General features: G+C 32.6%; 24 protein-coding genes. 5 read left to right on the forward strand and 19 right to left on the reverse strand.

Going from position 1 to position 26,639, the window contains the following annotated elements; translation table 11 throughout:
- Positions 1 to 3 precede the first annotated feature (3 nt).
- Positions 4 to 1,020 carry an endonuclease/exonuclease/phosphatase family protein gene (locus ABW636_RS11180; protein ID WP_367590078.1) on the forward strand — a complete coding sequence of 339 codons (1,017 nt, stop codon included), beginning with the start codon at positions 4 to 6 and terminating at the stop codon, positions 1,018 to 1,020.
- A 22-nt stretch (positions 1,021 to 1,042) separates the two neighbouring features.
- On the opposite strand, the gene ABW636_RS11185 is transcribed toward ABW636_RS11180, so the two are convergent.
- From ABW636_RS11185 to ABW636_RS11275, 19 genes are all read right to left on the reverse strand, one after another.
- Positions 1,043 to 1,810 carry a M949_RS01915 family surface polysaccharide biosynthesis protein gene (locus tag ABW636_RS11185; RefSeq protein WP_367590079.1) on the reverse strand — a complete coding sequence of 256 codons (768 nt, stop codon included), beginning with the start codon at positions 1,808 to 1,810 and terminating at the stop codon, positions 1,043 to 1,045.
- Positions 1,811 to 1,872: 62 nt separating this feature from the next.
- Positions 1,873 to 2,181: a DUF6122 family protein gene (locus ABW636_RS11190; RefSeq protein WP_367590080.1), complete on the reverse strand. Its 309-nt coding sequence runs from the start codon at positions 2,179 to 2,181 to the stop codon at positions 1,873 to 1,875.
- Between the two features lie 64 nt (positions 2,182 to 2,245).
- Positions 2,246 to 2,878: a WbqC family protein gene (locus tag ABW636_RS11195; protein WP_367590081.1), complete on the reverse strand. Its 633-nt coding sequence runs from the start codon at positions 2,876 to 2,878 to the stop codon at positions 2,246 to 2,248.
- Between the two features lie 81 nt (positions 2,879 to 2,959).
- A complete protein-coding gene (gene lepB, locus ABW636_RS11200) occupies positions 2,960 to 4,531 on the reverse strand; it encodes a signal peptidase I (RefSeq protein ID WP_367590082.1) in 1,572 nt (523 codons plus the stop codon).
- Between the two features lie 49 nt (positions 4,532 to 4,580).
- Complete coding sequence (dapB, locus tag ABW636_RS11205; protein ID WP_367590083.1) at positions 4,581 to 5,279, reverse strand: 4-hydroxy-tetrahydrodipicolinate reductase; 699 nt, start codon at positions 5,277 to 5,279, stop codon at positions 4,581 to 4,583.
- 43 nt (positions 5,280 to 5,322) lie between these two features.
- On the reverse strand, positions 5,323 to 5,934 hold the full coding sequence (locus ABW636_RS11210) for a DUF5683 domain-containing protein (RefSeq protein ID WP_367590084.1): 612 nt from the start codon (positions 5,932 to 5,934) through the stop codon (positions 5,323 to 5,325).
- Positions 5,924 to 6,829: a ParB/RepB/Spo0J family partition protein gene (locus ABW636_RS11215; RefSeq protein WP_367590085.1), complete on the reverse strand. Its 906-nt coding sequence runs from the start codon at positions 6,827 to 6,829 to the stop codon at positions 5,924 to 5,926. Before ABW636_RS11215 ends, ABW636_RS11210 begins: the two co-directional genes overlap by 11 nt.
- Positions 6,830 to 6,835: 6 nt before the next feature.
- Entirely contained in the window at positions 6,836 to 7,600 is a 765-nt protein-coding gene (locus tag ABW636_RS11220) for a ParA family protein (protein WP_367590086.1), read from the reverse strand.
- Positions 7,601 to 7,741: 141 nt separating this feature from the next.
- Complete coding sequence (locus ABW636_RS11225; RefSeq protein WP_367590087.1) at positions 7,742 to 8,623, reverse strand: SDR family oxidoreductase; 882 nt, start codon at positions 8,621 to 8,623, stop codon at positions 7,742 to 7,744.
- 73 nt (positions 8,624 to 8,696) lie between these two features.
- On the reverse strand, positions 8,697 to 10,829 hold the full coding sequence (scpA, locus tag ABW636_RS11230) for a methylmalonyl-CoA mutase (protein WP_367590088.1): 2,133 nt from the start codon (positions 10,827 to 10,829) through the stop codon (positions 8,697 to 8,699).
- A gap of 101 nt (positions 10,830 to 10,930) precedes the next feature.
- Positions 10,931 to 11,554 (reverse strand): hypothetical protein, encoded by a 624-nt coding sequence (locus tag ABW636_RS11235; protein WP_367590089.1) that lies wholly within the window; start codon positions 11,552 to 11,554, stop codon positions 10,931 to 10,933.
- 314 nt (positions 11,555 to 11,868) lie between these two features.
- Positions 11,869 to 12,510 carry a hypothetical protein gene (locus tag ABW636_RS11240; RefSeq protein ID WP_367590090.1) on the reverse strand — a complete coding sequence of 214 codons (642 nt, stop codon included), beginning with the start codon at positions 12,508 to 12,510 and terminating at the stop codon, positions 11,869 to 11,871.
- A gap of 55 nt (positions 12,511 to 12,565) precedes the next feature.
- Positions 12,566 to 13,936 carry a methylmalonyl-CoA mutase subunit beta gene (locus tag ABW636_RS11245; protein WP_367590091.1) on the reverse strand — a complete coding sequence of 457 codons (1,371 nt, stop codon included), beginning with the start codon at positions 13,934 to 13,936 and terminating at the stop codon, positions 12,566 to 12,568.
- Between the two features lie 14 nt (positions 13,937 to 13,950).
- Entirely contained in the window at positions 13,951 to 14,292 is a 342-nt protein-coding gene (locus ABW636_RS11250; protein ID WP_445012685.1) for an FtsB family cell division protein, read from the reverse strand.
- A 40-nt stretch (positions 14,293 to 14,332) separates the two neighbouring features.
- Complete coding sequence (udk, locus tag ABW636_RS11255) at positions 14,333 to 14,941, reverse strand: uridine kinase (protein WP_367590092.1); 609 nt, start codon at positions 14,939 to 14,941, stop codon at positions 14,333 to 14,335.
- Between the two features lie 644 nt (positions 14,942 to 15,585).
- Positions 15,586 to 16,659 carry an anhydro-N-acetylmuramic acid kinase gene (locus ABW636_RS11260; protein WP_367590094.1) on the reverse strand — a complete coding sequence of 358 codons (1,074 nt, stop codon included), beginning with the start codon at positions 16,657 to 16,659 and terminating at the stop codon, positions 15,586 to 15,588.
- 15 nt (positions 16,660 to 16,674) lie between these two features.
- Positions 16,675 to 18,246 carry a glycoside hydrolase family 3 protein gene (locus ABW636_RS11265; RefSeq protein ID WP_367590095.1) on the reverse strand — a complete coding sequence of 524 codons (1,572 nt, stop codon included), beginning with the start codon at positions 18,244 to 18,246 and terminating at the stop codon, positions 16,675 to 16,677.
- Between the two features lie 8 nt (positions 18,247 to 18,254).
- Positions 18,255 to 19,526: an MFS transporter gene (locus ABW636_RS11270; RefSeq protein ID WP_367590096.1), complete on the reverse strand. Its 1,272-nt coding sequence runs from the start codon at positions 19,524 to 19,526 to the stop codon at positions 18,255 to 18,257.
- Positions 19,527 to 19,577: 51 nt separating this feature from the next.
- Positions 19,578 to 20,327 carry a hypothetical protein gene (locus ABW636_RS11275; RefSeq protein WP_367590097.1) on the reverse strand — a complete coding sequence of 250 codons (750 nt, stop codon included), beginning with the start codon at positions 20,325 to 20,327 and terminating at the stop codon, positions 19,578 to 19,580.
- 459 nt (positions 20,328 to 20,786) lie between these two features.
- Here ABW636_RS11275 and ABW636_RS11280 point away from each other — a divergent pair, with 459 nt between their 5' ends.
- From ABW636_RS11280 to ABW636_RS11295, 4 genes are all read left to right on the forward strand, one after another.
- Positions 20,787 to 21,362 carry an RNA polymerase sigma factor gene (locus ABW636_RS11280; RefSeq protein WP_367590098.1) on the forward strand — a complete coding sequence of 192 codons (576 nt, stop codon included), beginning with the start codon at positions 20,787 to 20,789 and terminating at the stop codon, positions 21,360 to 21,362.
- A gap of 2 nt (positions 21,363 to 21,364) precedes the next feature.
- The gene (locus ABW636_RS11285; RefSeq protein WP_367590100.1) at positions 21,365 to 21,547 is read left to right on the forward strand and encodes a hypothetical protein; all 183 of its coding nucleotides are present in this window, start codon (positions 21,365 to 21,367) and stop codon (positions 21,545 to 21,547) included.
- 7 nt (positions 21,548 to 21,554) lie between these two features.
- Positions 21,555 to 22,370 carry a mechanosensitive ion channel family protein gene (locus ABW636_RS11290; protein ID WP_367590101.1) on the forward strand — a complete coding sequence of 272 codons (816 nt, stop codon included), beginning with the start codon at positions 21,555 to 21,557 and terminating at the stop codon, positions 22,368 to 22,370.
- 990 nt (positions 22,371 to 23,360) lie between these two features.
- A complete protein-coding gene (locus tag ABW636_RS11295) occupies positions 23,361 to 26,639 on the forward strand; it encodes a tetratricopeptide repeat protein (RefSeq protein ID WP_367590102.1) in 3,279 nt (1,092 codons plus the stop codon).

Consider the following 26,639-nt stretch of genomic DNA (forward strand, 5'->3'; position numbering starts at 1 on the left):
GTAATGAGGAAACTGATCAACAAAATTATTTTTGTATTTAATTCTATTGCAGCTTTTACTTTGTTGTTGTCTTATCTATTACCCTACATTTCACCAAAAATGTTTCCTTTATTATCAGTACTAAGTCTGGCGGTACCTGTTTTGATTTTGGTAAATGTGTTGTTTTTATTGTATTGGTCTATATTGCTTAATAAAAAACTGATACTATCACTTGTTGTTTTGGTATTGGGGATTTCTCATGTTACTTCTTTATATAAATTAAACGGAAAATCGGTTGAAGAAGAGGAAGAGTCTGTGTCATTAATGAGTTATAACGTACATAGTTTTAATCGTTTTGATTGGATCGATTCGAAACAGATACCGCAAGATATTTCTAAGCTGGTAAGAAAAGAAAACCCTGATATTGTATGTGCTCAGGAGTATTATAACGATGTATTTACCGATTTTACACAATATCGATACAAGTATGAGAACTTTAATAATGATAATGGTGAGTTAGCACTGGTCATATTTTCTAAGTTTCCGATCATTAATAAAGGGTCGTTACACTTTAAAGAAACAGTAAATAATATTATTTTTTCTGACATTGTAATCAAATCAGATACTATTAGGGTATACAATGTGCATCTACAATCTCATAAAATTAGTTCTATGACCAGCCAATTGGCTAAAGCTGATTCTCAGAAATTATTGAAAAGAATCCAGGTGTCTTTTGTAGAACAACAAAAGCAAATAGAGCTTTTATTACAGCATATGGAGACCTCACCTTACAAAAGTTTGGTGATGGGGGATTTTAATAATACCGCCTATTCCTATGTGTATAATAAGGTGAAATCTATGGGACTTCAAGATACTTTTAAAGAAGCGGGAAAAGGTTTTGGAAAAACCTTTGAGTTTGATCTCTTTCCCGTTCGTATTGATTTTATTTTGGTTCCAGAGGATTTTGAAGTATTATCTTTTAAAACTTTTGATCAGCACCTGTCTGATCATTATCCAGTAGTATCCAGGGTAAAGTTATAAAAGGTTGTATTTTGAAAAATAGCTATTCTATTCGGGTTGCTTTTTCTTTCATTTTTTTTTCCCAACCTTTTGTAAAAGTCGCGTGATTTTGCGAGAGTAATTTCATTTTTTCTATTGCAACCTTTTGTATGGATTTAGGTAGCATATAAAATTTTGAACTGATTTTTGTTAACCTTCCTCCATATTCACTGTTTTGATGACGTATGGTTGCTCTGGTACGATTATGATAAATCATAATTTTCACCCTTCCATCTGCGTATCCATCGGGACCTAATGTGCCATAAGTTAGAATAAGGTCCATATAACCATCGTTATCAAAATCTGCCAACTCAGAGTATTCATTCCAAAAACTGATAGCAACTTCCCAATCTTTGTCAATTTCATCTTTAAAGGTAGATCTTTTTTTAAATGTATTGTCTTTAGAATAAAGCTGAAAGGCTTTGATAGCATAGTAAGTTCTATCGTTCTTTTCTTTACCTTGTAAATAATGATCTGTCAATAATAAATATTGTAAACCTAAACTATCTTTATAGGTATATGCTTGATAAATAGGATACTCAATTCCTAAACGCTTTTTTATTCTTTTTGTAAAAATAGAATTGACCTCTTTTTCTGATAGCTTTTGAGTAGTTTCAGGGTTAAATATGATAGGGTCAGATCTTTCTAGGTTAACAATTACCGACTTATCTTGAACAGTTGTCTTTTCTTGGGTGTTATTTTTGGATTTCTGGGACTTTTTTTGACAAGAAAATAATGTAAATAATAAAATAAAAAGTAAAATTCTCTTCATAGGTGGTTTCTTTTTTTATCTGCTACCTAATAAAGATAATCAATATTTCGTAAAAGAACGATTTACATCATCCAGCAATCAATTTGATCGGTGCATATATGCCATAGCAGCGCTAAACCAACTATTCGGTAGCTCTTTATAAATGATAGTAAAAGATACCCTACTATTGCATAATAGCTATGTAGGGGATGATATCCTATACCACAACGGTTAGGGTCAAAAATTGGGTATGCCAGTAAGTGATCAAGGTCAATAAGCATAGCAGCAATAAAAACTAAATAGGTTTTTTTCCATTGCTTTGGAAAAAAAATAACTGCAATAGCTAGAGGTAGTATAAAATGGCATCCATAATGTATTAATGGTCTAAGCATATAGAGAGATGATGTATAGAATAAGTTGGTTATGTCTTTGTTTTCTCTAAATGTGATACGGGATTTAAAGAGGTTGAAAAATCAATTGATTTTCTAGATATGACGTCGTATTCGTGCCTTCATTAAAGAGTAGGTCAAGAATAGATAAGTTGGGAATAAACCCTTCTTTACTTTCAAAAACCTGTATATAGGGCTGTAATTGATATGTTTTTTCTTTTTTTGCGTTGATAAGATTTCTGACATCAATAATATCAATGGGTTCCTTTTGAAACTTGGTGGTTTTGGTATAAGAAAAATCCATTTGCAAACAATCTGTAATAGCTTGCATACATTCATAGTTTAAATCTAAAAGAAACTCTTTTTTCTTTTCAAACAGTGGTGCAAATTCATCTTCATAATATTCAAAAAAGGGAGAAGTTCTATATGCTGCTTCCAATGATTTCCAATGTTGTTGTTGCCAGGTAAACTCGTTTTCGATACGTATGTCTCGATATAATTGCCTACCATTTTTTTGACTGTGTTTTATAGGTACAGTTAGCAATAATTTTCCGTTTGCACCATAAATATAAGTTCTGTTGCGGTAGGTTTGTTTTTGATAGTTATCTTCATTTTCAAAAACAATTGCATTAGATTGTACCATAGCAACATATTGTGCTATAGAACCAAAATACATAGGGTGTAATAAAGTTGTTTTCAATTTTACTATAAGTAATTAAGAATCTATTCCAGAACTTGTAGCGGTTTAAAATAAAAGTTCTGGAATAGAAGATAATATATCTTAGGCAGCTTTTTTTCGTTTACGGTATTTGCTGTAAATAAACCAACCGGCCATGAGTATTAAGAAGTATCTAAAATAAGAAACAGGCTCTCCGTTTCCACCAACTGTAGTAAACATACGTTCCCATCTTATTTTGTTAAAAAGCCCTTTGGCATTAGAATCGATACTTAGCCATATAAACACTGGTTTTCCTACAATATGATTTGCAGGGACATACCCCCATGCGCGACTATCTTCACTATTATGTCTGTTATCACCCATCATCCAGTAATAATCTTGTTTAAATGTGTAGCTGTCTATAGGTTTATTGTTTAATAGTATTTGTGTTCCGTTAGCAGTAAGTTTGTTTTTAATCCCCATTTCAGAACCTTCATACACTTCGATGATTCTTCTATAAAGAGCAAAACTTTTAAGGTTCATTTTTACTGTTTCTCCTGCTTCTGGAATATAGATAGCTCCAAAATTATCGTTGCTCCAGTCTACTTTGCTATTGTTGGGAAAAATAGAAGGGTCTTTTCGGGCTGTTTTTGGAGCTATTATTCTTTCTACATTTGCTATGTTTGGATGGTGCTTAAAGCGTTTTGCAGCTTCTTCTGTCATTCCCTGAGCAAAGAACTGTGATTCGTTGTACCTAAATTCATTTGGTTTTATTTTATACCTATTGTATAAGTTTTGAAGGTTGAAATTACTTCCCTTGGTTGCTCCTGTATAAGAGAATTGTAACTGAGCACGATCAGGTAATTGGGTTCTTTTACCATTGATATGTACATATCCGTCAACTACAGAGAGTGAGTCTCCCGGGACCCCAACACAACGTTTTACGTAATTTGATTTTTTATCAATTGGTTTATAGAAATTTTGCTTAGAACGATCTCTAAAAAATCGTACTGTATCAATAGGCCAACTAAAGACAACAATATCATTACGTTTTATTTTTTGAAAACCTGGTAATCTGAAATAAGGATATTGTGGACTACTTAAATAAGACTTTGTTTTTACTACAGGTATGGTATCATGTACCATAGGAAAAGATACTGCAGTCATAGGAGTACGGGCTCCATAATGAAATTTACTAACAAACAAAAAGTCTCCTACTAATAATGTTCTTTCTAACGAACCTGTTGGTATCGTATAGGGTTGCATAAAATAGGTGTGTACTATGGTTGCCGCTACTACCGCAAAAAGAATAGAACTAGTCCATTCGCCAGCAGCTGTCCTTGGTTTTAGATCACGGTCTTCTATATAGGTTTCATCCAGCATATAATTCACATAGTAAATGTAAAAACCAAGTGTTATTATAACAAGAACAGTATCTTTTGTAGTGTTTTTACCAAAACTACGAATCGTTTCTACCCATATAACAGGTAACATGATAACGTTTATAACCGGTATAAACAGAAGGATTACCCACCACCAAGGTCGATTTATAATTTTCATTAAAATTACGGCATTATAGACAGGAACAATTGCTTCCCATGCTTTTCTACCAGCTTTCACATATAATTTCCAAGTTCCTAAGAAATGGACAACTTGTATTATTAGAAAAAAAATAAACCACTCTGTAAGTATCATCTTTTATATTTTTAAGTATAAGTACCTTTTGTTTGTAAAGTGTTACAATTTATAGTCCTAAAACATCTTTCATGGTGAAAATTCCGGTTTTGTCTTTAAGCCATTCTGCAGCTACCACAGCACCTAATGAAAAACCTTGACGATTATGGGCTGTATGTTTAATTTCGATATCATCGATTTCAGAAGTATATGTAACAGTATGAGTTCCGGGTACTTTTCCAATTCTTTTTGCGGTAATTGCAATAGTATCATCATCTCCTTCATCTAGTTTCCAGGCTTTTTTATCTGTGTTTTGGATGACCCCTTCTGCAAGTGTAATTGCTGTTCCGCTTGGGGCATCTAATTTTTCTGTATGATGTATTTCTTCCATTGTGGTAGTGTAGCCTTCTAAGGGACTCATCATTTTCGCCAGTTTTTGATTCAGTTCAAAAAACAGATTAACTCCCAAGCTATAATTTGAAGCGTATATAAAACTGCCCTTTTTTTCTTTGCACAGTGCTATGATTTCGTCATAATGATCAAGCCATCCGGTGGTGCCAGATACAATAGGTACATTGGCATTAAAGCAATTTGTAATATTGTCTACAGCAGCAGAAGGGATGCTAAAATCTATAGCTACATCTGCTTCAGAAAGATCATAATTGTTATCATCTTTATCTACTTTTAGTACAATGGTATGGCCTCGTTCGATTGCAATTTTCTCTATGGCTTTACCCATTTTTCCATATCCAAGTAGTGCGATTTTCATAGTTGATTGTTTGTTATGTTGCTTTAAGAAAGGGAATTACTTCTTAAAAGCTGAAATTAAGTGATACGCCATAATTTAATTGCGCATCAAATTCGTTATAATTTATTTTTGGTTTAAAAGATAGATCCTCGGTAACGTTGTACTGCATAAGGTGTGCGGTAACATTTGCATCGATGATGTTTAAAAGATAACCTCCAACGGTAAGAAGGAGGGATAATTCTTGTTGGCGTCTAAAACGCTTCTGAAAATCTATTAACTGGTCATTGCTTATTCTGGGATCTCCATTCGAATTGGTTGGGGCATAAAATTCATCATCTGTAAAACCCGCAAGCCTTCGTTTGTAGGCATCTCTAACCCGATTATAATTCTTATTATTTTCGATATAAAAATAGATTCCTGTTCCTAATGCAGCATATACAATAGGGATTTTCCAGTATTTTTTGGTATAAGCTTGACCAAGGCCAGGAAGAACCGCAGAATAAAAAGCAGCTTTGGCTGGTGCCAAAGGCTCATAAGGGTGTACTTTCTTTTCCTTTTTTTTCTTTTTTACGGCCACTTCTTCTGTTAAAACTTTTAATTCGTCTTTGTCTTGTGACAAAACATTTTGAATAGAAAGTCCTACGAACAGAAGGATATAAAAGAATTTAGCGTTCACTATCTATAAGTTTCTTTATGCGTTTGAAATCCTCTGCAGAGGTAAATGGTATAATTAATTTACCGCTTCCTTTGCTGGTTACTTTTATATCAATTTTTGCGCCAAAATAGTCTGAAAAATCTTTTACTCCTTTTGCAATGTCTTTTGGCAGTTGTTTTGAAGAAGTTTCTTTGCCAGTATCTTCTGTTCCATTATTTAAAGAGCGTACTAATTTTTCGGTATCTCGTACAGATAATGATTTACCAATAACTTTTTCGTAGATGTCAAGTTGTTGAAGTTGATCTTCTATATTGATCAAAGCACGTCCGTGTCCCATAGAAATAAACCCATCTCTCATACCGGTTTGTACAATTGGGTCTAATTTTAACAGTCTTAAATAGTTTGCTATGGTAGATCTTTTTTTACCCACGCGATCACTTAATTGCTCTTGTGTAAGACTGATCTCGTCTATAAGACGTTGATAGGATAATGCGATTTCTATTGGATCTAAATCCTGTCTTTGAATATTTTCTACCAATGCCATTGTTAATGATTCTTGATCATTAGCAATTCTGATATAGGCAGGTATCGTTTTTAATCCTACTAACTTAGAAGCTCTAAAACGGCGTTCTCCACTTACAAGTTGGTAATTATTAAAATCTAATTTACGAACCGTAATAGGTTGTATTACACCGATTTCTTTTATAGAGGTGGCAAGCTCTCTTAATGTTTCATCATTAAAACTTGTACGAGGTTGAAATGGATTAACATCTATACTGTCCAATTCTAACTCAATAATATTACCTACGACTTTATCGGCATTTTTATCTTCTACAGATTTTATATCATTTTCTGGATCTTTTAACAGAGCCGATAATCCTCTTCCTAATGCTTGTTTTTTTGTTGCCTTCGCCATGAATCCTTAACTGTTTTTCTTTATTATTTCGTGTGCTAAACTTAAATAATTGCTTGCACCTTTACTAGATGCGTCATAATTGATTATACTTTCACCATAACTAGGTGCTTCACTTAAACGAATATTTCTTTGAATAATCGTTTTAAATACCATTTCATTAAAATGTTTTTGTACTTCTTCTACTACTTGATTTGATAATCGTAATCTAGAATCATACATGGTTAGTAACAAACCTTCAATATCAAGTTGTTGGTTGTGTACTTTTTGTACACTTTTTATGGTATTTAATAATTTTCCTAATCCTTCCAGCGCGAAATATTCACATTGAATAGGGATAGCAACAGAATCAGCAGCAGTTAATGCGTTAAGTGTTAATAAGCCAAGAGATGGAGCGCAATCTATTAAAATATAATCGTATTGAGATTTTAAATGCTCAATAGCTTTTTTCATCATATATTCTCGTTGATCTTTATCTACAAGCTCAATTTCTATAGCCACCAGATCAATATGTGCTGGTATGATATGCACATTGGGTGAGCTAGTTTCTATAATAGCATCTTCGGGTTTTACTGTGTGTTCAAGAATCTGATAGGTTCCTTTTTCTATAGTTTCTACATCCAATCCAAGTCCAGAAGTGGCATTGGCTTGCGGATCTGCGTCTATAAGTAACACTTTTTTTTCTAAAACACCCAGAGATGCAGCTAAATTAACAGAGGTAGTTGTTTTACCTACGCCTCCTTTTTGATTTGCAATTGCTATTATTTTACCCATAGGGGAAGATTTGGATTTTACAGCGATAAAAATACGATTTATTATATATTATAAAAATGAAAAATGTTAACAGTATTAGAATAAAAAAGACCATCCCTTTAAGGATGGTCATTTGAACTTTGTATATTGTTAATAACTAGGTTATTTGCTTTTTTTTGCTCGTATCATTGCTTCGAGCATATCCCACATTTCTTCTGGCACTTGTTCTAATAAATTAAATTGCCCTGCACCTTTTAACCATTCTCCTCCATCAAGAGTTACTACTTCACCATTTACATAGGCAGAAAAATCAGAAACTAAATAGGCTGCTAGGTTGGCTAATTCCTGATGATCTCCCACACGAGCCAAAGGTACTTGTTTTTTCATGTCAAACTTTTCCTTTAATTCACCAGGTAGTAGGCGATCCCATGCTCCTTTTGTAGGGAAAGGGCCAGGTGCAATGGCGTTAAAACGCATTCCGTATTTAGCCCATTCTACCGCTAGTGATCTGGTCATGGCCAAAACGCCTGCCTTGGCAGTAGCACTAGGTACCACATAAGCAGATCCTGTCCATGCATAGGTGGTTACGATATTAAGAACCACTGTATTTTTATAATTTGTATCGATCCAATGTTTTCCAAAAGCGAGGGTACAGTTTTTGGTACCTTTAAGAACAATATCTATAATGGTATCAAATGCTCTATGTGACAAACGTTCTGTTGGTGAGATAAAATTTCCCGCAGCATTATTTAATAATACATCTACAGTACCAAATGCCTTGAGCACTTGATTTTTCATGGATTCTACCTGATCGTATTCTCTTACATCACATTGTAGAGGCAGACAGGTACCACCGGTTTCGGTTTCAAGCTCCTTGGCAGTATTTTGCAGTTTTTCCAAATTTCTGGAAGTAATAGCAACTTTGGCACCTAGTTCGAGAAAATATCGAGTCATGGATTTTCCCAGACCGCTACCTCCGCCAGTAACTACAATGTTTTTTCCTTGTAGGGCCCCGTCACGAAGCATTTTATCTGTATAGCTCATATAAATATGCGATTATCATTATTTTTTGTGAAAGGTACAATTTATAGTTCAAAAAAACTATGCACGCATAATTTTATTGATAAGTTTCAATTAAAATATTTAAAATAGTAATAGCTGTATCACTTATTTTTGTGCCTGGTCCAAAAATAGCAACAGCTCCTGCATCAAAAAGATTTTCATAATCACCTGGTGGTATGACTCCACCTACAATAACCATAATATCTTCTCTCTCGTATTCTTTAAGTGCTGTTATGATTTGCGGAACCAGTGTTGTATGCCCTCCAGCCAGGGATGATACTCCGATAACATGTACATCATTTTCTACAGCTTGTTTTGCCGCTTCACCTGGAGTTTGAAACAAGGGACCTATATCTACATCAAATCCTACATCTGCATAACTGGTAGCCACTACTTTTGCTCCACGGTCATGCCCATCCTGGCCCATTTTGGCAATCATTATTCTTGGTCTGCGACCTTCTAATTCTGCATATTGATTAGCTAATTCTTTGGCTTTGTTAAACGATTGATCGTTTTTTATTTCTTTTGCATACACTCCTGTAAACGATTTAATTTCTGCTTTATATCTTCCAAATTTTACTTCGAGAGCATCGCTGATTTCTCCTAAAGTAGCACGATGTCTTGCTGCCTCTACTGCTAAAGCTAGTAAATTTTGTTGATCATCAGAAGCCGCTCTTGTTAAATTATCCAAAGCCTTTTGTACAGCTTCCTGATTTCGTGTAGCTTTTATTTTTTTTAAGCCTTCTATTTGTTGGGTTCTAACTAATAGATTATCTACTTTTAGAGTGCTTATAGGATCTTCTTCTTTTAGTTTATATTTGTTTACACCAATGATAATATCTTGTTCACTATCTATTCTTGCTTGTTTACGAGCTGCTGCTTCTTCGATTCTTATTTTAGGGATGCCAGCTTCAATAGCTTTTGTCATTCCGCCTAAATCCTCTATTTCTTTAATTAATTTCCATGCTTTAGTGGTAATCTCATGTGTTAAGGATTCTACATAATAGCTTCCTGCCCATGGATCTACTGTTTTGGTAATTTGTGTTTCTTGCTGTAAATAGATTTGTGTGTTTCTAGCGATTCTTGCAGAAAAATCTGTAGGTAAGGCAATTGCTTCATCCAATGCATTTGTATGTAAACTTTGCGTTCCTCCAAATGCGGCTGCACTAGCCTCAATGCAAGTACGAGCTACATTATTAAAAGGATCTTGTGCTGTAAGACTCCATCCACTAGTCTGACAATGCGTTCGAAGCATTAGAGATTTTGGGTTTTTTGGGTTAAAAACTTTTACCAATTTTGACCATAATATGCGGGCTGCTCTCATTTTGGCAATTTCCATAAAGTGATTCATACCAATAGCCCAGAAAAAAGATAATCGTGGTGCAAAAGAATCAATATCCATCCCTGCCTCAATACCCTTTTTGATATACTCGATACCATCTGCCAAGGTATATGCCAATTCTATATCACAGGTAGCACCTGCTTCCTGCATATGGTAGCCAGAAATACTTATAGGATTAAATTTGGGCATATTTTTAGAGCAGTACTTAAAAATATCTCCAATAATGCGCATCGATGGTGCAGGAGGATATATATATGTATTACGAACCATAAACTCTTTTAAAATATCATTCTGTATGGTTCCTGTAAGTAATTTTTTATCAACACCTTGTTCTTCTGCCGCTACAATATAAAATGCCATGATAGGTAATACCGCACCGTTCATGGTCATAGAAACCGACATTTGATCCAACGGTATTTGATCAAAAAGAATTTTCATGTCTTCTACAGTATCTATGGCAACTCCAGCCATTCCTACATCTCCAAGTACACGTTCATGATCACTATCGTATCCACGATGCGTTGCCAGATCAAAAGCTACAGAAAGCCCTTTTTGACCGGCAGCCAGGTTTCTGCGATAAAATGCATTACTTTCTTTTGCCGTAGAAAAACCTGCGTATTGTCTTATGGTCCATGGTCTACGAACATACATAGTAGAGTAGGGACCTCTAAGATAGGGAGGGATGCCTGCAGAGAAATTAAGATGTTCGTGATCTTTGGTATCATTAGAAGAATAAAATGATTTTACAGGAATTCCTTCTGCCACATCACGAATTATTTTTTTTTGAGATGAGTCGACTCCATTGTTTTTCGATATTTGAAGATGCTGTATGTCTTTTCTATCCATATTCAAAACCCCAATTTATGGTATAATGGATATAAAAATAAGGTTTTAAAAATGGTTTATCTCAAAAAGTATCATAAGTTTTACAGTAACGACAAATACCATTATTTAAATGCTTTTTCGATTACCATCAAAATAGAGAAGTATATATCAAAGGCAATAAAATTCTTTATTTCTCTACTACATAAATATTTGTCGGGGATATAATAAATTTTTTGGGACACTAAAGAGGTACTAATATTTCCATCTTCTTCCAACGCATAAATAATTTCCTTAAAATCATCGCTGTCGCTATTGTTTTTTAGGCATTGGATAAACCCCCCTCTATAATTGAAAATGAGCAATTCCTGATCATCATCTTTTGATGTTGAAGGAGAAGCTTTTTTTTGAGCTTCCTGGTTCTCATATTCACTAAGTTTTATCCAGAGAGAGTTTTTGTTATCAGCAATTTGTTTAAACTCTCTAACTAGTCGAATGGAGTTTTCTGAAGGTAACTTTTTTAAGTTAATGGATAAACTGGCTACCTCTGCAAGAAATGTACGGTATGTTTTGGTAGAATCTGTACCAAATCTATAATAACTAAACAAATCCTCTTCAAAAGATCTAAATGCTTTTTTGATAATACCTGTATCATCTACAGACAAGCAGTTAATACCTGATTGCGCGCGTGTTACTTTTAAGCAAACTAATATCGCTATTAGCATGCAATATCTAATCTTAAGGGGCATTGATTTAGATTTAGTAATGTTAATGTATAGGCTTAAATTTATAATTCGACAGTGAAGTTAGTGAATTGTTTGTTAAAATTAACATTTTATTATTACTATTTTTGATAAAAGTTATTTATATGGCGATAATTTGTAATGATAGCTGTCTTTTTATAAATAATTTCTCAATAATTGAAGTAGAGCTACTTATGGATTTATAAGAAGCAAGAAACCTTTTTAAACAGAATTTTATTTGAGAATATAAACTAAAATGTATGCCTTCTTTTATATATATGTAAAATATAGATATTAAGATTGTCAGATAGAACGTTTAATTACCTAAAGGCCTTTTCTATAACTAATAAAATAGAATAATAAATATCAAAAGCAATAAAGCTTTTAACCTCGGGAGTATTAAACTCTGCTGTAGGTAAGTCGTGTAACCTTTGCGCTATTAAAGATGGGCTTACATTACCATCGTATTCTAGTGCTTCGATAATATCTTTAAAAGCCTCACTTTCATTTGTGTTTTTAAGGCATTGTATAAATCCGCCTCTGTAATTAAAAGTAAGCGTTTTTTCATCGGTATTATCTGTTTTGATAGAGCTTTCACCTCCAGAAGCTACCAGTTCTTCATCATATTCACTCAAAAGTACCCAGAGAGAATTTCTATCAGTTGCTTGTTTTTTAAAAACTCGGGCTAACTCTAAAGAACTACTAGAAGGCAGTTTTCTTAAGTTTATAGATAGACTATATACTTCGGTAAGAAAAGTTTTATATGTTTTTATAGTATCGTTTTCAAAAGAATAATGATTAAATAAGTCTTTTTCGAAAGAATCGAAAGACCTTTTTAGCACCCCGAGATTATCAATCTGGAGGCAATCAAAATTTTGTTCGTTGGTTTGTGTATTACCAATAGTACTTATAAAAAGAACTAAAAACAATAACACAACCGTATGATTAATCCTTTGGGGCATAAGATTAAAATTTAGTTATTATTTCCTGTAATATACGAAAAATTAATAAGTTATGCTATTTGTTTACGGTTTTACTCTCGATTTTGTACGGTAATCTACTAGTTGTTATGGGTTGAATAAGTGTTTTTCGTACCTTTTTTTGGGGGAAAATTGGTTTTTCAAAATTAGGAATTACCTCTTTTGAGTTTTCGAAAGCATTAACACCGGTTAAGACAATTTTTTCATCATCAAAAAGTGCTTGTTCTTTTAGAGCACTTTCTTTTATTTTTTTCTGAATAACACCCGATTTAAGTTGTTGTAAGAAGCCACCCCCTTTTTCAATGTTTTTGAACAGCTCTAATACTTTTTCTGAAATTTGAGATGTTAAGCTTTCTATGTAATAAGATCCAGATGCTGGATTGGCGACCAAATCAAAATAACTTTCGTTTTTAAGAATCAACAATTGATTTAGTGCTATTCTACTAGCAAATCCATTTTCTAGATGGTAGATGGTATCGTATGGTAGATTCTGAATTGTATCTGCACCTCCAAGTATTGCACTCATGCATTCTGTTGTGGTGCGTAGCATATTAACATTGTAATCTAAAAAAGTTTTATTTCTAAGCGATGGATATGCAAGGATGTGGCATTTGGGATGAACATCATATGCTTCTGCTAATGTGCTCCATAAAACCCTAAGTGCTCTTAATTTAGCGATTTCAAAAAAATAATTACCTCCTAAGGCTACTTTAAAAATGATAGGTGTCTTTTTAAAAAAAGAAATTGAGGTGTTGTTAAAGTGATTTAAATATTCATTGGCATGAGCCAAACCATATGCTAATTGTTGTACCATGGTAGCACCAGCATTTTGGTATAATCCCAGATCGACACTAATGATGCCTTTTAGATTATTATTAGAAACTACTTTTTCTAATTCTTGATGATCGCTTTTTAAATTAACATACCAATTTCCTGTTTGTGCAAGGTTACCAATAATATCTGTAAAAATGAATATGTCTAAATTATTCTTTAAAGCTATTTCATTTACCTTTTGTGTAAAAGAGTTTGAAATAAATTTATTCTCTATGTAAACAGTTATTTTAGAGGGGATGTTATTTAATAATTTTTCAGGATCTGTTTGGGTATTGGTGATTGTAAAATGAATATTCTCTGCGCCTTTTGCAATAGCTTCTATAGCTTTTTGTTGTCCATCAATAGTATCGTTAACCTCAATTTTTATTGAATTTTTCCAGGCAGTAGGAGTAGGAACTGAGAGGTTGTTGTTGATAAGATCTTCTTGATGGTAAAAAGGCTTGATATCTATACCTTCAAGCGATTTATAAATCAAAGCTTCATTATAATCTGCGCCTTTAAGATCAAATTGAATTTTTTGTTTCCATTGTTTTGCAGAAACTTCATTAAAATCATCAAATAGCGGTTTATTCATTACAATGGTGTTATTTATGGTATACTGTCCTCGTACTCTATAATATAAATCTCTTCATCATCACGCTTCATAAAATATTCTTCTCTAGCAAATTTTTCTAGTTCGTTACTATCTTTTAATATTTTGGTGTCTTTTTGATCTTTTACAATCTCTTTTATATAATATTCTTTATTATTCTTTAGTTCTTGTATTTCTTGATTTAATTCTCTGTGAATCAACCACGAGTTGGTGTCAAAAAATAACATCCAAACCACAAATAATAAAACAATAAGTACATATTTGTTTAAAAATATAGCAAATATTGGTATTAATGCAGGTTTGTTTTTTAATTTCTGAAAATATTGTTTTAGCTTCAATTTAGTTAAGAATAATATAAGATGGTAAAGGTACAAAAAGTTAATTCAAACGTTCTTTTATGATCGTTCTAAGAATATTAATAGCTACATTATTATAGTTGTTGTTGGGTATAATTAAGTCTGCAAATTCTTTTGTGGGATCAATAAATTGTTGGTGCATAGGTTTTAAAGTGTTTTGGTAACGATCTAAAACTTCATTCATATCTCTTCCTCTTTCAATAATATCTCTTTTTAAACGTCTAATTAATCGTTCATCACTATCGGTTTGTACATATATTTTAATATCAAACAAATCGCGAATTTCGGGTCGGGTTAGAATCAATATTCCCTCGACGATAAGCACTTTTCCTGGTTTGGTAGTAACTGTTTTATTGGTTCGGTTATGATCAACAAATGAATAGACTGGTTGTTCTATTGATTTTCCTGTTTTAAGGATTTTTAAATGTTCTCCTAATAAATCAAAATCTATGGATTGAGGATGATCAAAGTTGATAGCTGCTCTTTGATCTGGAGTAAGATGACTGGTGTCATTATAGTATGAGTCTTGAGAAATAACGCTTACTTCATTTTCAGGAAGTTCGTTCACAATTTGATTAACAACAGTGGTTTTACCACAACCTGTTCCACCAGCGATACCTATAATCAGCATTTGTTTTTTTGCAAATTTAAAGATTGTTTTTTGATTTTTTGATCTTTTGTTTTTAACATGTTTTATAAATCAATTTTATTTGCTTAAAGTGTGTTTTTTTAATCAAAGTTGTAGAGTTTGATTCTCTGAAGTTTACTTCGAGGTAATTGGTTATTATTATTATTATTATTATTATTATTCCTTAAAGAAAAGAATTGATTTAAGGTGTTTAGAGAACTTTTAAAAGGTGTCATTAGAACAAGGTTTCGTCGTCATACGAAAGCATCCTGCGTCCTGCGGCAAGGTTTCGTCATCATACGAAAGCGTCCTGCGTCCCGCGACAAGGTTTCGTCATCATACGAAAGCATCCTGCGCCCTGCGGCAAGGTTTCGTCATCATACGAAAGCGTCCTGCGTCCTGCGGCAAGGTTTCGTCATCATACGAAAGCGTCCTGCGTCCCGCGGCAAGGTTTCGTCGTCATACGAAAATGTCCTTCGTCACGTAGGACAATTTTGCTATTTTGTAAACAATGTGTTGTATTCGAGAAAAGTAAATCTGTGGTATTAACTCGAAGTCGATGGATTATATACTTACTGGCTTATAAAGCCTTAACTTATTAATGTTCTATTCCTTAAGAACAAATCTAAAATATAGATAGGGTGCCTTTAAGAAGGGATAAATACGACCCCCGAAGAAGAGTCAAATTTTGCGCCTGTAACCGATTTTAAGCAATTTATTTCATTTCTATCCCTTAGAACTCCCATAAAAGCAAAAATTAAAGCTTCTTTAAAATCAATAATTTCTTCTGAAGGAATTATGATTTCGGCATGGTTTACCTGCTTTTGTCGTAATGTTTGAATAAGAAAGTCATTTTTTGCACCACCTCCAGTAATTAATAGTTTGGTTTTATCGGATTCTATTTTTTTTACAGAAAAACTTATTTGATCACAGATATGATGCACAGCAGTATGTAAAAGATTTTCTGTGGTATCTTTTGTGTTATCGATAATTGGAATTACTTTTTTTGCAAACCACTCGTATCCTAATGATTTTGGGAAAGGAAGTTGGTAGTACTCCAGAGCGTTTAATGTGTTTAGTAGATTTTTGTTGAGACTGCCTGATTGAGCAATTGCTCCACCTTTATCATATGCTTTTCCAATTTTGGCGCACAGATAGTTAAGAAGCATATTGACGGGAGAGATATCATAGGCGATCCTATTTTCATGTTCTTCGAAAGAAATATTACTGATGCCACCCAGATTTAAACAAGCGTCATATTCGTTAAACAACAATCGATCTCCTATAGGAACAAGAGGTGCTCCTTGTCCACCCAACGCAACATCGTTTGTTCTAAAATCACAGATCACTTTTTGACTCGAAGCGTTAGCCAAATGTTGCCCAGAGCCTATTTGATAGGTTAACCCAATTTCTGGTTGATGAAAAACGGTATGACCATGACTAGCTATAAAGTCGATAGAGAGTTTATTTTTATCGATAACCTTTTTTACTTCTTTTCCTAACCATGTTCCGAACTCATTGTGAAAATGAAGTAGATCAGTGGCATTTAGATGTACAGTATTTTTTAATTTCTTTTTAAAAGCGGCATCATATTCAATACTCTCTTTGCAAACAATAATAAACTCCCATTTGCCATTTTTATGGGTAAAATTAGCACAAACAATGTCTAATCCATCTAATGAGGTTCCTGACATTAATCCTATAACAGTATACTGATTCATATTTCTTATTTGGCGCTATTTTTTTAAGATTATAGGGAGTTTACCGATAGCTGTATGTTGCTCAAGAAAATGAGCAGAAGCAATTTCTTGAAAAGCGTCAAAATTCTGATAAACAATCGTGATGTTCTCAATATATTCGGTGTGTAGTGTTCTCAAGACATACGGATTACCAAACAGGTATAGGCTTATATTTTTTGATTTACTTATTTCATTAATTTTTTTTAGTATTTCTTCGTCCAAGCCAAAATTATTGGCAGGCTTTATAGAAGGCGGGAACAAGGCTATAAGAATATTTTTATGACCCAGCATATTAAGGTTGGTTGTATGACAAGGTATGTGTTTTTCAATGTTTGCGATAAATGAACAAGTATCGACATTACCTATCATGATGGTTTCAAAACCTTCTGTTTTAAAATTGTTTAGGTTTTCTTTATTAGACTTATATGCTGTTAGGGATCCTTTTGCAAGTTTTAGATTAAGAGCCCTTGTTGCTTCAAGATTAAAGTTTTGTTTTACGCTTTGCCCTTTAAACATTTTTTCTTTTAAGGTCAGAATTCGCAAAAAACTTTCTTCAATTTGCTCACTAGTAGCATTTTTTTCTATGGTTTTCATACCTTCTTCGACGTTTTCTGCAAAACATAGCAGGTCATTACCTGCATCAAAAGCCTTCCATTCTAATGCACCTTTTTCTGGATATAGTTTTGAAACACTATGCATATTCAGCGCATCAGATATCACCACTCCTTCAAAATTTAATTCGTTTCTTAAAATTCCTTTTATGATTTCTTTTGATAGTGTGGCAGATATACTTTTTCCGTTAGTTAATGATGGAATAGCAAGATGTCCTATAAGAATACTATCGATTCCAGCTTCAATAGCTTTAATAAAAGGATACAGTTCCTGATCATACATCTCTTCTTTAGATTTTGAGATAATCGGTAATCCAATATGTGAATCTACTTCGGTATCTCCATGCCCAGGAAAATGTTTAAAACATCCCAGAATATTAGCATCCTTTTGCCCTTTATAAAAAGTCAACGCTTTTTGAATCACTTTTTCTTTGTTTTCACCAAAAGAGCGATAACCGATAACGGGATTATTTGGATTGGTGTTTATGTCTACAACTGGTGCCAGATTAAGATGAATACCTATTTGTTTAAGATCGTTGCCAATATGTTTTCCAACCTCATAAATAAGTTCTTGTTCTTCATCGGGTAATGCACCTAGAGTAATTGCATAAGGATATTGCGGTGTGTTTTCTACGCGCATTGCCAATCCCCATTCTGCATCGATGCTTATTAATAAGGGATAAGGAGCTATGCTTTGATAGTGAGTGATGAGTTCTGATAACCGGTCAATACTATGATCATTTTTTACAACCGTTTTTTTTCCTTCAAAATTGGTAGCTGTACTGGCTCTGCTATGAAAAAAAGTGAGCCCACCAATTTTATACTCCTTAATAAGACGTTCTAATTGCTGTATACCTTGATTTGTATCGTTTATGTAGGCAGCCGGAGAGAAAAACTGTCCAATTTTTTCTACTTTAGAAATGGCTGGATTTAGTATTTTCTTAATATCATGTGTCATAGTACTTGCTAGCTTTTATCTTTTTTTCCGTAGGTAGCAGGATATTGAATATACCTAGTAAGAATAATCCCAGGAATTGCAGCAATTGCCACCCAGATAAAGAAACCTGTATATCCTATATACTCTTGTATATACCCACTGATCATACCTGGCAACATCATTCCTAGTGCCATAAATCCAGTGGCAATGGCATAATGAGAAGTTTTTGATACTCCCTCGGCAATATATATTAGAAACATCAGGTAGGCTGCAAATCCAAATCCATATCCAAATTGTTCTATAATTACGACCAATGTTGTAAATACAACAGAAGAAGGTTTTAAAAAAGCAAGAAAAACATAGAGAATATTGGGTAAGTTAAGTGCTAAAATCATTGGTAACATCCATTTTTTTAATCCGTGAGTAGAAATGACGATTCCGCCCAGTATCCCACCAATAGTAAGGGCAACAACGCCAAAAGTACCATAAATAGTTCCTACCTCTGTAGTAGATAACGCTAATCCACCTGCCTCTGGTTTATCTAATAAAAAGGGAGAGGCCATTTTTACCAATTGCGATTCTCCAAGTCGATATACTAATATAAATGCCAGTGCAATACCGATCTGTTTTTTCTGGAAGAAAGTTTTAAAAACTTCAAAAAAGCCAACTGTTTTTTCTTTGTCGATAGTGATGGGATCTTCTGCTTTGGGAGTAGTAAAAAGATTTAATGCTGTAAGTACAATCATCATTATAGAAACAAGGATCATCGTATAGGACCATGCCCTTTGATTATCACCATAATATTCTTCTAAAAAACCTGCAAGCACTACAATCAACCCTTGCCCGGTAACCATGGCTAATCGATAGAAAGTACTTCTTACTCCCAAGAAAAAGGACTGCTTTTTTTCTGATAAAGCAAGTAAATAATAACCATCAGAAGCAATGTCATTGGTTGCAGATGCAAAAGCTGCTATCCAAAAAAAGGAAAGACTTACTACAAAAAAATTGTTGGTAGGTGTGGTAAGTCCAACTCCCAAAAAAGCGATTGCAATCAATAGTTGCATGCTTAAAAACCAATTTCGTTTGGTACTTTTTATATCTACTAATGGACTCCATAGAGGTTTAACCACCCAAGGTAGGTATAACCAACTTGTGTATAGACCAATATCGGCATTACTAATTCCTAGTTTTTTATACATGATTACGGACACTGTAATGATGATAATATATGGTAACCCTTCTGTAAAATATAGGGAAGGTACCCAAGCCCAGGCATTTTTGTCTTTGTTAGATGATGTCATGAATTAGTGGTATGAGAGTAGTATACTGATCAAAGTATCGTAGCGTATAGTTTATATTTTATCCTTAGGGTCAAGCTCAAAGGTGTCTAAATGTATATGAGGAACTGATTTTTTATAGAAAAAATCAATGATTTGGTTTTCAAGGTATGAATTAATTCCTTTAGTTTTTTGTTCTGTTACCATTTTATAAACATTCATCGCTTCTGCCGTTTTAAACTCTTGAATTATTTTATCAGGTTTCTTAACAGCATTCATCCCTCTATATGTTTCAATTCTTTTCTTCATCCATCGATGACTCATCAATTTTAATTTGCTGTCTCGCAAATCTTCACGTAGAATATCAATTCGATCGGTATTATTTACGGCTTCTTTAGAGGCTCGATCCAAAACTCTTTTTGCATAAGTATATTCTCTTTCAAATTTAAAATCTAGACGGCGCATATCTTGTTTTAAATGCATAATTACCTCATACAACGCTTGGTCATATATAAGTAAGAATTCTTCATAAGAGTATAAGGTATCCAGAAAAACAATAGCATGTTTTCGATATAATTTCGGAATAGGTTGACGGGTTACTTTTTTAAACAATCCCGTTAACACTACCTGTCCTTCTTCTGGGATGTTTACAAATAAAGAATTATTTTTTAGTTCTCGTAATTGTTTGGTAATGGAATACCTCGTGCCTTTAAATACAATTGATTTGTATCTAAACCTATACGTATTAGGGTTAAGACTTTCGTTGTGTTGTGCTACGCCCTGATACATGAACATAAACATCATTATGAATAGTAACAGTCTCATATATCACATTTGGGTAAATCCAAATTTTTTTTAAGGTATACAATATACGGCTTATTGTTTGAATTTATGATTTGCGAGGAATTAAGTGTACGATTTATGTCCTTCTTTATTGTAAAAGAGGTAATCTTTTCTAAATTTTTTATTGAAGAATTTTACTAATAGAGCAAGTCACGTTTAAAACAAAAACATCGTTATGGAGTGGTCCGATTTAACTTAATATTTACAGGTTAATAGCGGCTATAAGTAAAGGGGAAATAGTATGTTCTGTCGTTGAAAGAAGTTTGTTATTAGATGTTTATGAATTTTTGTAAGGTATGTTAGAATGTGGATTTCCATCATAAAATTTGACTTTTTTTGAGTAACTTGATAGAGGTGAAAAAAGTACTGTGTAAAAAAATGTGACCTTTTTAAAACAATGGTGTCTAAATTATGGGAGTTTATGAGAAACGATAAAATAGATTGAAAGAAATAGGGAAGGATACTTATTTAGAAGATAAAGAATTGGTCTTTAGAATTGCCAAAAGCAACGATACCAAATTGTATGCAATTCTTTATGATAGATATGCTACAATGGTATATGCTAAATGTTTAAGTTTTGTGAAAACAAAAGAAGAGGCGCAGGACCTAACACATGATATTTTTGTATTACTATTTGCCAAACTAAAAACCTTTAAAGGAACTTCTAAGTTTTCTACCTGGCTTTACTCTTTTACCTATAACTTTTGTATTAATTATGTGCAGCGAGATCGAAAAAAGAAGAACGAAAAAATTATTGTTTCAGATACTTTGGTAGAATATACAACAGAAGATGACGATGATAGTTTGGATGAAGAAATAATGAAATTAAAATCGAAAAAATTAGTTCTGGCATTACAACAAATAGAACCTAATGATAAAGTTATTTTGATGATGAAGTATCAGGATGATTTATCGATTAAAGAGATTAAAGAAAACCTAAATATTGGAGATAGTGCCGTAAAAATGAGGTTAAGTCGCGCTAAGTCGCGATTAATAAAAGCTTATAATACCCTATAGCGATGAAGAACCCTTTTAAAAAAATAATTCAAAATGAAGAACTGCCCGATACTATAAAGAAAAAAGTATTCGAAGATGTAGAGATGGTTAAGCTTTCGCTTGAATTGGCAGATCTCTTTACGGTCAAATATCCTGGTTCTGTCGAAGAACTTCTAAAATTAACCAACAAACCTGATAAAAACTAAAAGATATATGGACGACTTTTTTAATATTAAACTACTAGAAAACGTATTTAATGAATTGTACGAGATTGTGCCAAACATTTTGGGCGCTATTTTATTCTTTTTTGTAGGTTGGTTGATCATCAAGGTTATCTTGTTTGTAGTTAGAAAAACCTTGAAATATACCAAAATAGATACATTGGCAACCAAGATTAGTGAAAATGGTATGCTACTTAATTCTTCGATAAAAATTCAGCCTACTCAAATTCTACTTGTTTTTTTAAAGTGGTTTTTAATTTTGATTTTGATCATTATTGGTTCGGATGTGTTTGGGCTTACGATTGTATCTAATGAAGCGAGTCGACTTGTGGATTATTTACCAAAAATATTTAGTGCTATTGTAATTTTTGGTTTTGGTTTATACTTGGCAACATTGATAAGGAAATCGGTATATACCATGCTCAAATCTTTTGATTTAAGCGGTTCTAAGATTATTAGCTCGATACTATTCTTTATAGTTTTTGTGATCGTGTCTATAACGGCACTTAATCAAGCAGGGATCAATACAGACATCATTACTAATAACTTATCATTGATCTTAGGAGCCTTTTTGGTAGCATTTACTTTGGCTTTGGGGTTAGGGTCCAGAGATATTATTTATAGATTATTGTTAGGGTTTTATTCTCGCAAGAGCCTGGAAACAGGGCAGAAAATTAAAATAGATGAGGTAATAGGAACGATTATAGCCATCGATAATATTAGTATGATATTAGAAAGTATTGATGGGAACAAAATTGTATTTCCTATAAAAATGATTGCTAACAAGAAAATAGAGATTATTAGTTGATTTTATATGTTTAAGAACAGCCGTTTTCATATGAAAAGATAAAAAAGAAAAAAAGAAGTGACTTTTGATAAGAACAAGGGTCTAATTAAATAGAATGGAGATAAAATGGCGATTTTGTCTTGTATAAAAAGTAAAAAAAAGAAGGGATGATTGTGCTAATTATAGTTCAGATTGTGATTGTTGTGATTTTATTAATTTTTATGCTTAACAATTGGTATGAGTATATAAAAGATAAAAGAAAAATAAGGGAATATAACAGAGACAAGCGCGAGAATTCATAGAACTACCTATTTTTTTTGATAATGATATTTTAAGAATAAAGTATACACTACTCATAATGTGATTAAAGGGTGTTTTTATTTTGTAGGCTACTGTACTAGTTTTGGGGGCATAACGTTTACAGTAGAGCGGGTTTATAGCAAAATAGTAAAAACGCCCTTTTTAATCGAATTACTTTTAGATAAAACATTGATGTCAAGATTCGTTCCTAACGAATTTATGATTGAAAATAAGCTCTTACTTCAAAAGAGATTTGACATATTTTATAGAAAGCTACCCTTTGTTTTAATGAACGGTCCAAAAATGTACTACGCAAATGGTTAACTAGGTTGCCAGGATCGTTCGATAAATTCTTAAAAGCACTAATTGGGTTACAACTTTTGGGTATAATTTCTTCAGTACCTAAGAACATAACAAAAACTTAATAATTTAATTTGCCAGTCAAACACTGTTTTGAAAAGTCAGGCAGTAATGTGCCCCAAATGATCAGTAAAGTTAATTTTGTAGCACGTCTGGTTTTTTCAATAGTTATTGTGATTTGATGCAATACACTAAGGTTTGAAAAAAAGGATACGTTGGTATGGGATCAATTTTTGTAGTTTCATGCTTTTATTTTATGTTTGTGACCCCTACATAATAAAGAATCATACTTTTGAGAAGTAAATTATGATCTCTATATTCACACTTCGTCTGCTCAATTATAATCAAAATATGAAAAAAGTAATAGTATTTGTTACGTTAATGACGTCTTTAATTTTTTATGGACAAGAAAAATTAGAGTTTATTGATTATAATGATATCCTAGAAAAAATAGATGTATTAAGTGAAAAAGAAGAGTATGATAAAATTATAGAGCATCTGGAGAAAATTAATATCAATGACTCATTATATGAATCTTCTTTGGTTACTAAATCATATTATCTCCTAAAAAAAGATGCGTATCAAGAAGCTATAAAAGTATCTGATATTGGGCTTAAAATAAATAATGGAACAAACAGGTATTCATTTTTATTAAATAAAGGAGTAGCGTTTTTAAGGTCAGAACGTTATCAAGAAGCGCTGACAGTTTGTAATGATGCGATACGTGAATATCCCAAAAATTATGTGCTTTTTTATAATAGAGGTATTATTCACGAAAGATTAGAAATGTTCGATAAAGCCATAAAAGATTATATAGAAGCGATCAAATTAAATCCTTTTTATGCTAATGCTCACTTACAATTAGGAAAAATATGCTTAAAAGAAGGTAGAACTGGCCAAGCCATGATGGCTATTAATATGTACTTGCTGTTAAATCCAGAAGGGAGTGATTCTTTTAGTATTTTAAATTCTATTAATGTTGCAGTTTCAAATAAGAGTGAAATAAAACCCAAAGGAATTAGAATCTCGCCAGATGATAATGCTTTTGAGGATATGGATTTGATATTAAATAACAGAATCGCATTAAACCCAAGCTATAAGATCGATAATAAGATAAATATTGCGCTTACAAAACAGAATCATGCTCTTTTTGAACAATTAGATGATTTTGATGGTAATAATGGTTTTTGGGATAGAAAATATGTGCCGTTCTACAAATGGGTTTTTAGCAGTGGTTACTTTGATGATTTTACATATACCATAGCATATACCATAGAGAATAAGGATTTTAAAAAAATAGTTGGTAAGAATATTGATAAAATAAAAGCATTTATTAACCTGTTTTATGATAAATGGGCAGCTATTATGAGTACCAGAAACCAACAATTGTTAGAAGGGAAAAAACAAGAAGTTTCTTATGTATATGATGATTACACTTTACGTGCATTTGGAAAAACCAAAGATGATAAAAGAATAGGAAATTGGTTAATATTTAATGATCAGGGAAAATTAAAAGGGAGCGGAAAATTTAACGAAAAAGGAGAAAGAGTAGACAAGTGGATATGGTATGATGATTACGGTAATAAATCGATTATAGAACAATATGTTGGAGGAAAACTAGAGGGAGAGTTTCTTTCCTTTCATGATAATAAAAACCCTAAAGTGGTATGTAATTATAAAGCAGGAAAATTAAATGGGTTGTATGAAAAATATAACAAGAAAGGTGCTTTAATTGAAGAAAAATCTTTTTCTGAAGATCAGTTGGATGGTTCTTATAAATCATACTACGCTCTAGGAGCATCTGCCCAAGAATATGCTCTTAAATATAAAAAAGGGAACCCAGAAGGAGAGTTGTTACAATATCACCCTAACGGGAAATTATACAAGAAAAGAAATTATAGGAATGGAGTTCTTGAGGGAAAAGAACAAAAATTCTATAAAAATGAGATATTACAGTCAGAATTTGATTATTCAAAAGGAGTTATTAATGGCCCTTATACTACATATCATAAAAATGGCACAAAATATGAGGTTGGAACATCTACAGAAGGTAAATATAATGGCAATGTAAAATTGTATTATAATGATGGTACAATTTTGAATGATTATACATATACCAAAGGAAAGCTAAATGGACTTTATAAAGAATATGATGTTGACGGAAAATTATACTATGAGTTTGTTTATCGAAATGATGAATTTATAGAATATCGATACTTTGATAAAGAAGGTAACAGTATTATAGAAGGTAAAAAGAAAAAAGGAGAATTTTATTATAAAGGCTATTCATCTTTAGGAGATTTGGAAACAGAGGGGATGTATGATGTAAAGGGAGGGAAAAAAGATGTTTGGAAATATTACGAAAACGGTGTTTTGATTAGTAAAGGGATTTATACAGATAATAAATTGAACGGAAAATATCATGAGTTCTACAAATCTGGTCAGAAAGAATCAATTATAGAATATAAAAATGATTCTTTGACCGGCTATTATGTTGCCTACCATAAAAATGGTAACATATCTAACCAAGGTTGGCATAAAGATAATGCCAATCACGGTACCTGGGTATCTTATTATGATGATGGTCGTATAAAACAAAAGAGTTTTTATCATAAAGGACTAGAGCACGGAAAACAAGAGTTCTTTGGTGTTGAGGGAAAGTTGTTTTATGAATCTTATTATGAGTTTGGAGACTTGATTGCCGAAAAATATTATACATCATCAGGAGAAATACTAGAGAAAATAGAACATGACCCAAATAAAAAAGAGTATACCGTTTCCTTAAAACAATATAATGGTAACACTTATTCTACTACAGAGTATTTACATACAATAAAGCATGGTAAGTATATTAGATATAATGCAAGTGGCAAAAAAAATCTTGAGGGATCATATTTTAATGGCAAGTATCATGGCGAATGGATATGGTATCATGATAATGGACAGGTGAGTACGAAAGGAACGTATTTTCATGGAGACTATATAGGAGAATGGAAAACATATTTTAAGAACGGGAAAGTAAAGGAAACATATTCCTATCAATCGGGAGAACTAAACGGACCTAATAAAAAGTATAGTGAAGAAGGAGTTTTGACAGCTGTAGTTCCTTATAAAAATAATAAACTGCATGGGCAAAGAATATTTTATAGCCCAGAAGGTAAATTACAATTAGTTAGATTTTATCATAATGATAAAATTATAGGGTATAGTTACAACGATAAAAATGGAACACTGAAACCGATGATACCCTTAAAAAATTATACAGGTATGGTACATGGTTTTTTTGATAATGGAAAACCTTCGATACAAATGGAATATAAGAATGGTTTTTTTGTTAATGAGTATAAAGCATATTATTATTCAGGACAACTAGAGCGGCATACAGTATATAAAGACGGTGATACTCATGGAAAATACACATTTTACTATCCAAGCGGGAAAGTTAAAAAAGAAATGAATTATCGTCATGATGCTTTGCACGGTTTATATAAAGAATACTATCCTAATGGTACTAGTAAAGAAGAAATAAATTATCAACATGATAGTCGTAGTGGGATAGCAAAGTATTATGATGAAAACGGAAAACTTATAAAAGAACAATCATATTTTAATGATTTATTAGAAAAATAG

It is taken from the genome of Aquimarina discodermiae (assembly GCF_040786235.1).
Taxonomy (GTDB): Bacteria; Bacteroidota; Bacteroidia; order Flavobacteriales; family Flavobacteriaceae; genus Aquimarina.

What these genes read in the sequence shown, in the direction of transcription:
- ABW636_RS11180 (WP_367590078.1), top strand. Translation starts at nt 4, where the DNA reads ATGAGGAAACTGATCAACAAAATTATTTTTGTATTTAATTCTATTGCA.
- lepB (WP_367590082.1), bottom strand. Translation starts at nt 4,531, where the DNA reads ATGATACTTACAGAGTGGTTTATTTTTTTTCTAATAATACAAGTTGTC.
- udk (WP_367590092.1), bottom strand. Translation starts at nt 14,941, where the DNA reads ATGCTGATTATAGGTATCGCTGGTGGAACAGGTTGTGGTAAAACCACT.
- ABW636_RS11295 (WP_367590102.1), top strand. Translation starts at nt 23,361, where the DNA reads ATGAAAAAAGTAATAGTATTTGTTACGTTAATGACGTCTTTAATTTTT.
- scpA (WP_367590088.1), bottom strand. Translation starts at nt 10,829, where the DNA reads ATGGATAGAAAAGACATACAGCATCTTCAAATATCGAAAAACAATGGA.
- ABW636_RS11290 (WP_367590101.1), top strand. Translation starts at nt 21,555, where the DNA reads ATGGACGACTTTTTTAATATTAAACTACTAGAAAACGTATTTAATGAA.
- ABW636_RS11260 (WP_367590094.1), bottom strand. Translation starts at nt 16,659, where the DNA reads ATGAATCAGTATACTGTTATAGGATTAATGTCAGGAACCTCATTAGAT.
- ABW636_RS11270 (WP_367590096.1), bottom strand. Translation starts at nt 19,526, where the DNA reads ATGACATCATCTAACAAAGACAAAAATGCCTGGGCTTGGGTACCTTCC.
- ABW636_RS11220 (WP_367590086.1), bottom strand. Translation starts at nt 7,600, where the DNA reads ATGGGTAAAATAATAGCAATTGCAAATCAAAAAGGAGGCGTAGGTAAA.
- ABW636_RS11235 (WP_367590089.1), bottom strand. Translation starts at nt 11,554, where the DNA reads ATGCCCCTTAAGATTAGATATTGCATGCTAATAGCGATATTAGTTTGC.
- ABW636_RS11215 (WP_367590085.1), bottom strand. Translation starts at nt 6,829, where the DNA reads ATGGCGAAGGCAACAAAAAAACAAGCATTAGGAAGAGGATTATCGGCT.
- ABW636_RS11185 (WP_367590079.1), bottom strand. Translation starts at nt 1,810, where the DNA reads ATGAAGAGAATTTTACTTTTTATTTTATTATTTACATTATTTTCTTGT.
- ABW636_RS11225 (WP_367590087.1), bottom strand. Translation starts at nt 8,623, where the DNA reads ATGAGCTATACAGATAAAATGCTTCGTGACGGGGCCCTACAAGGAAAA.
- ABW636_RS11265 (WP_367590095.1), bottom strand. Translation starts at nt 18,246, where the DNA reads ATGACACATGATATTAAGAAAATACTAAATCCAGCCATTTCTAAAGTA.
- dapB (WP_367590083.1), bottom strand. Translation starts at nt 5,279, where the DNA reads ATGAAAATCGCACTACTTGGATATGGAAAAATGGGTAAAGCCATAGAG.
- ABW636_RS11190 (WP_367590080.1), bottom strand. Translation starts at nt 2,181, where the DNA reads ATGCTTAGACCATTAATACATTATGGATGCCATTTTATACTACCTCTA.
- ABW636_RS11275 (WP_367590097.1), bottom strand. Translation starts at nt 20,327, where the DNA reads ATGAGACTGTTACTATTCATAATGATGTTTATGTTCATGTATCAGGGC.
- ABW636_RS11245 (WP_367590091.1), bottom strand. Translation starts at nt 13,936, where the DNA reads ATGAATAAACCGCTATTTGATGATTTTAATGAAGTTTCTGCAAAACAA.
- ABW636_RS11285 (WP_367590100.1), top strand. Translation starts at nt 21,365, where the DNA reads ATGAAGAACCCTTTTAAAAAAATAATTCAAAATGAAGAACTGCCCGAT.
- ABW636_RS11240 (WP_367590090.1), bottom strand. Translation starts at nt 12,510, where the DNA reads ATGCCCCAAAGGATTAATCATACGGTTGTGTTATTGTTTTTAGTTCTT.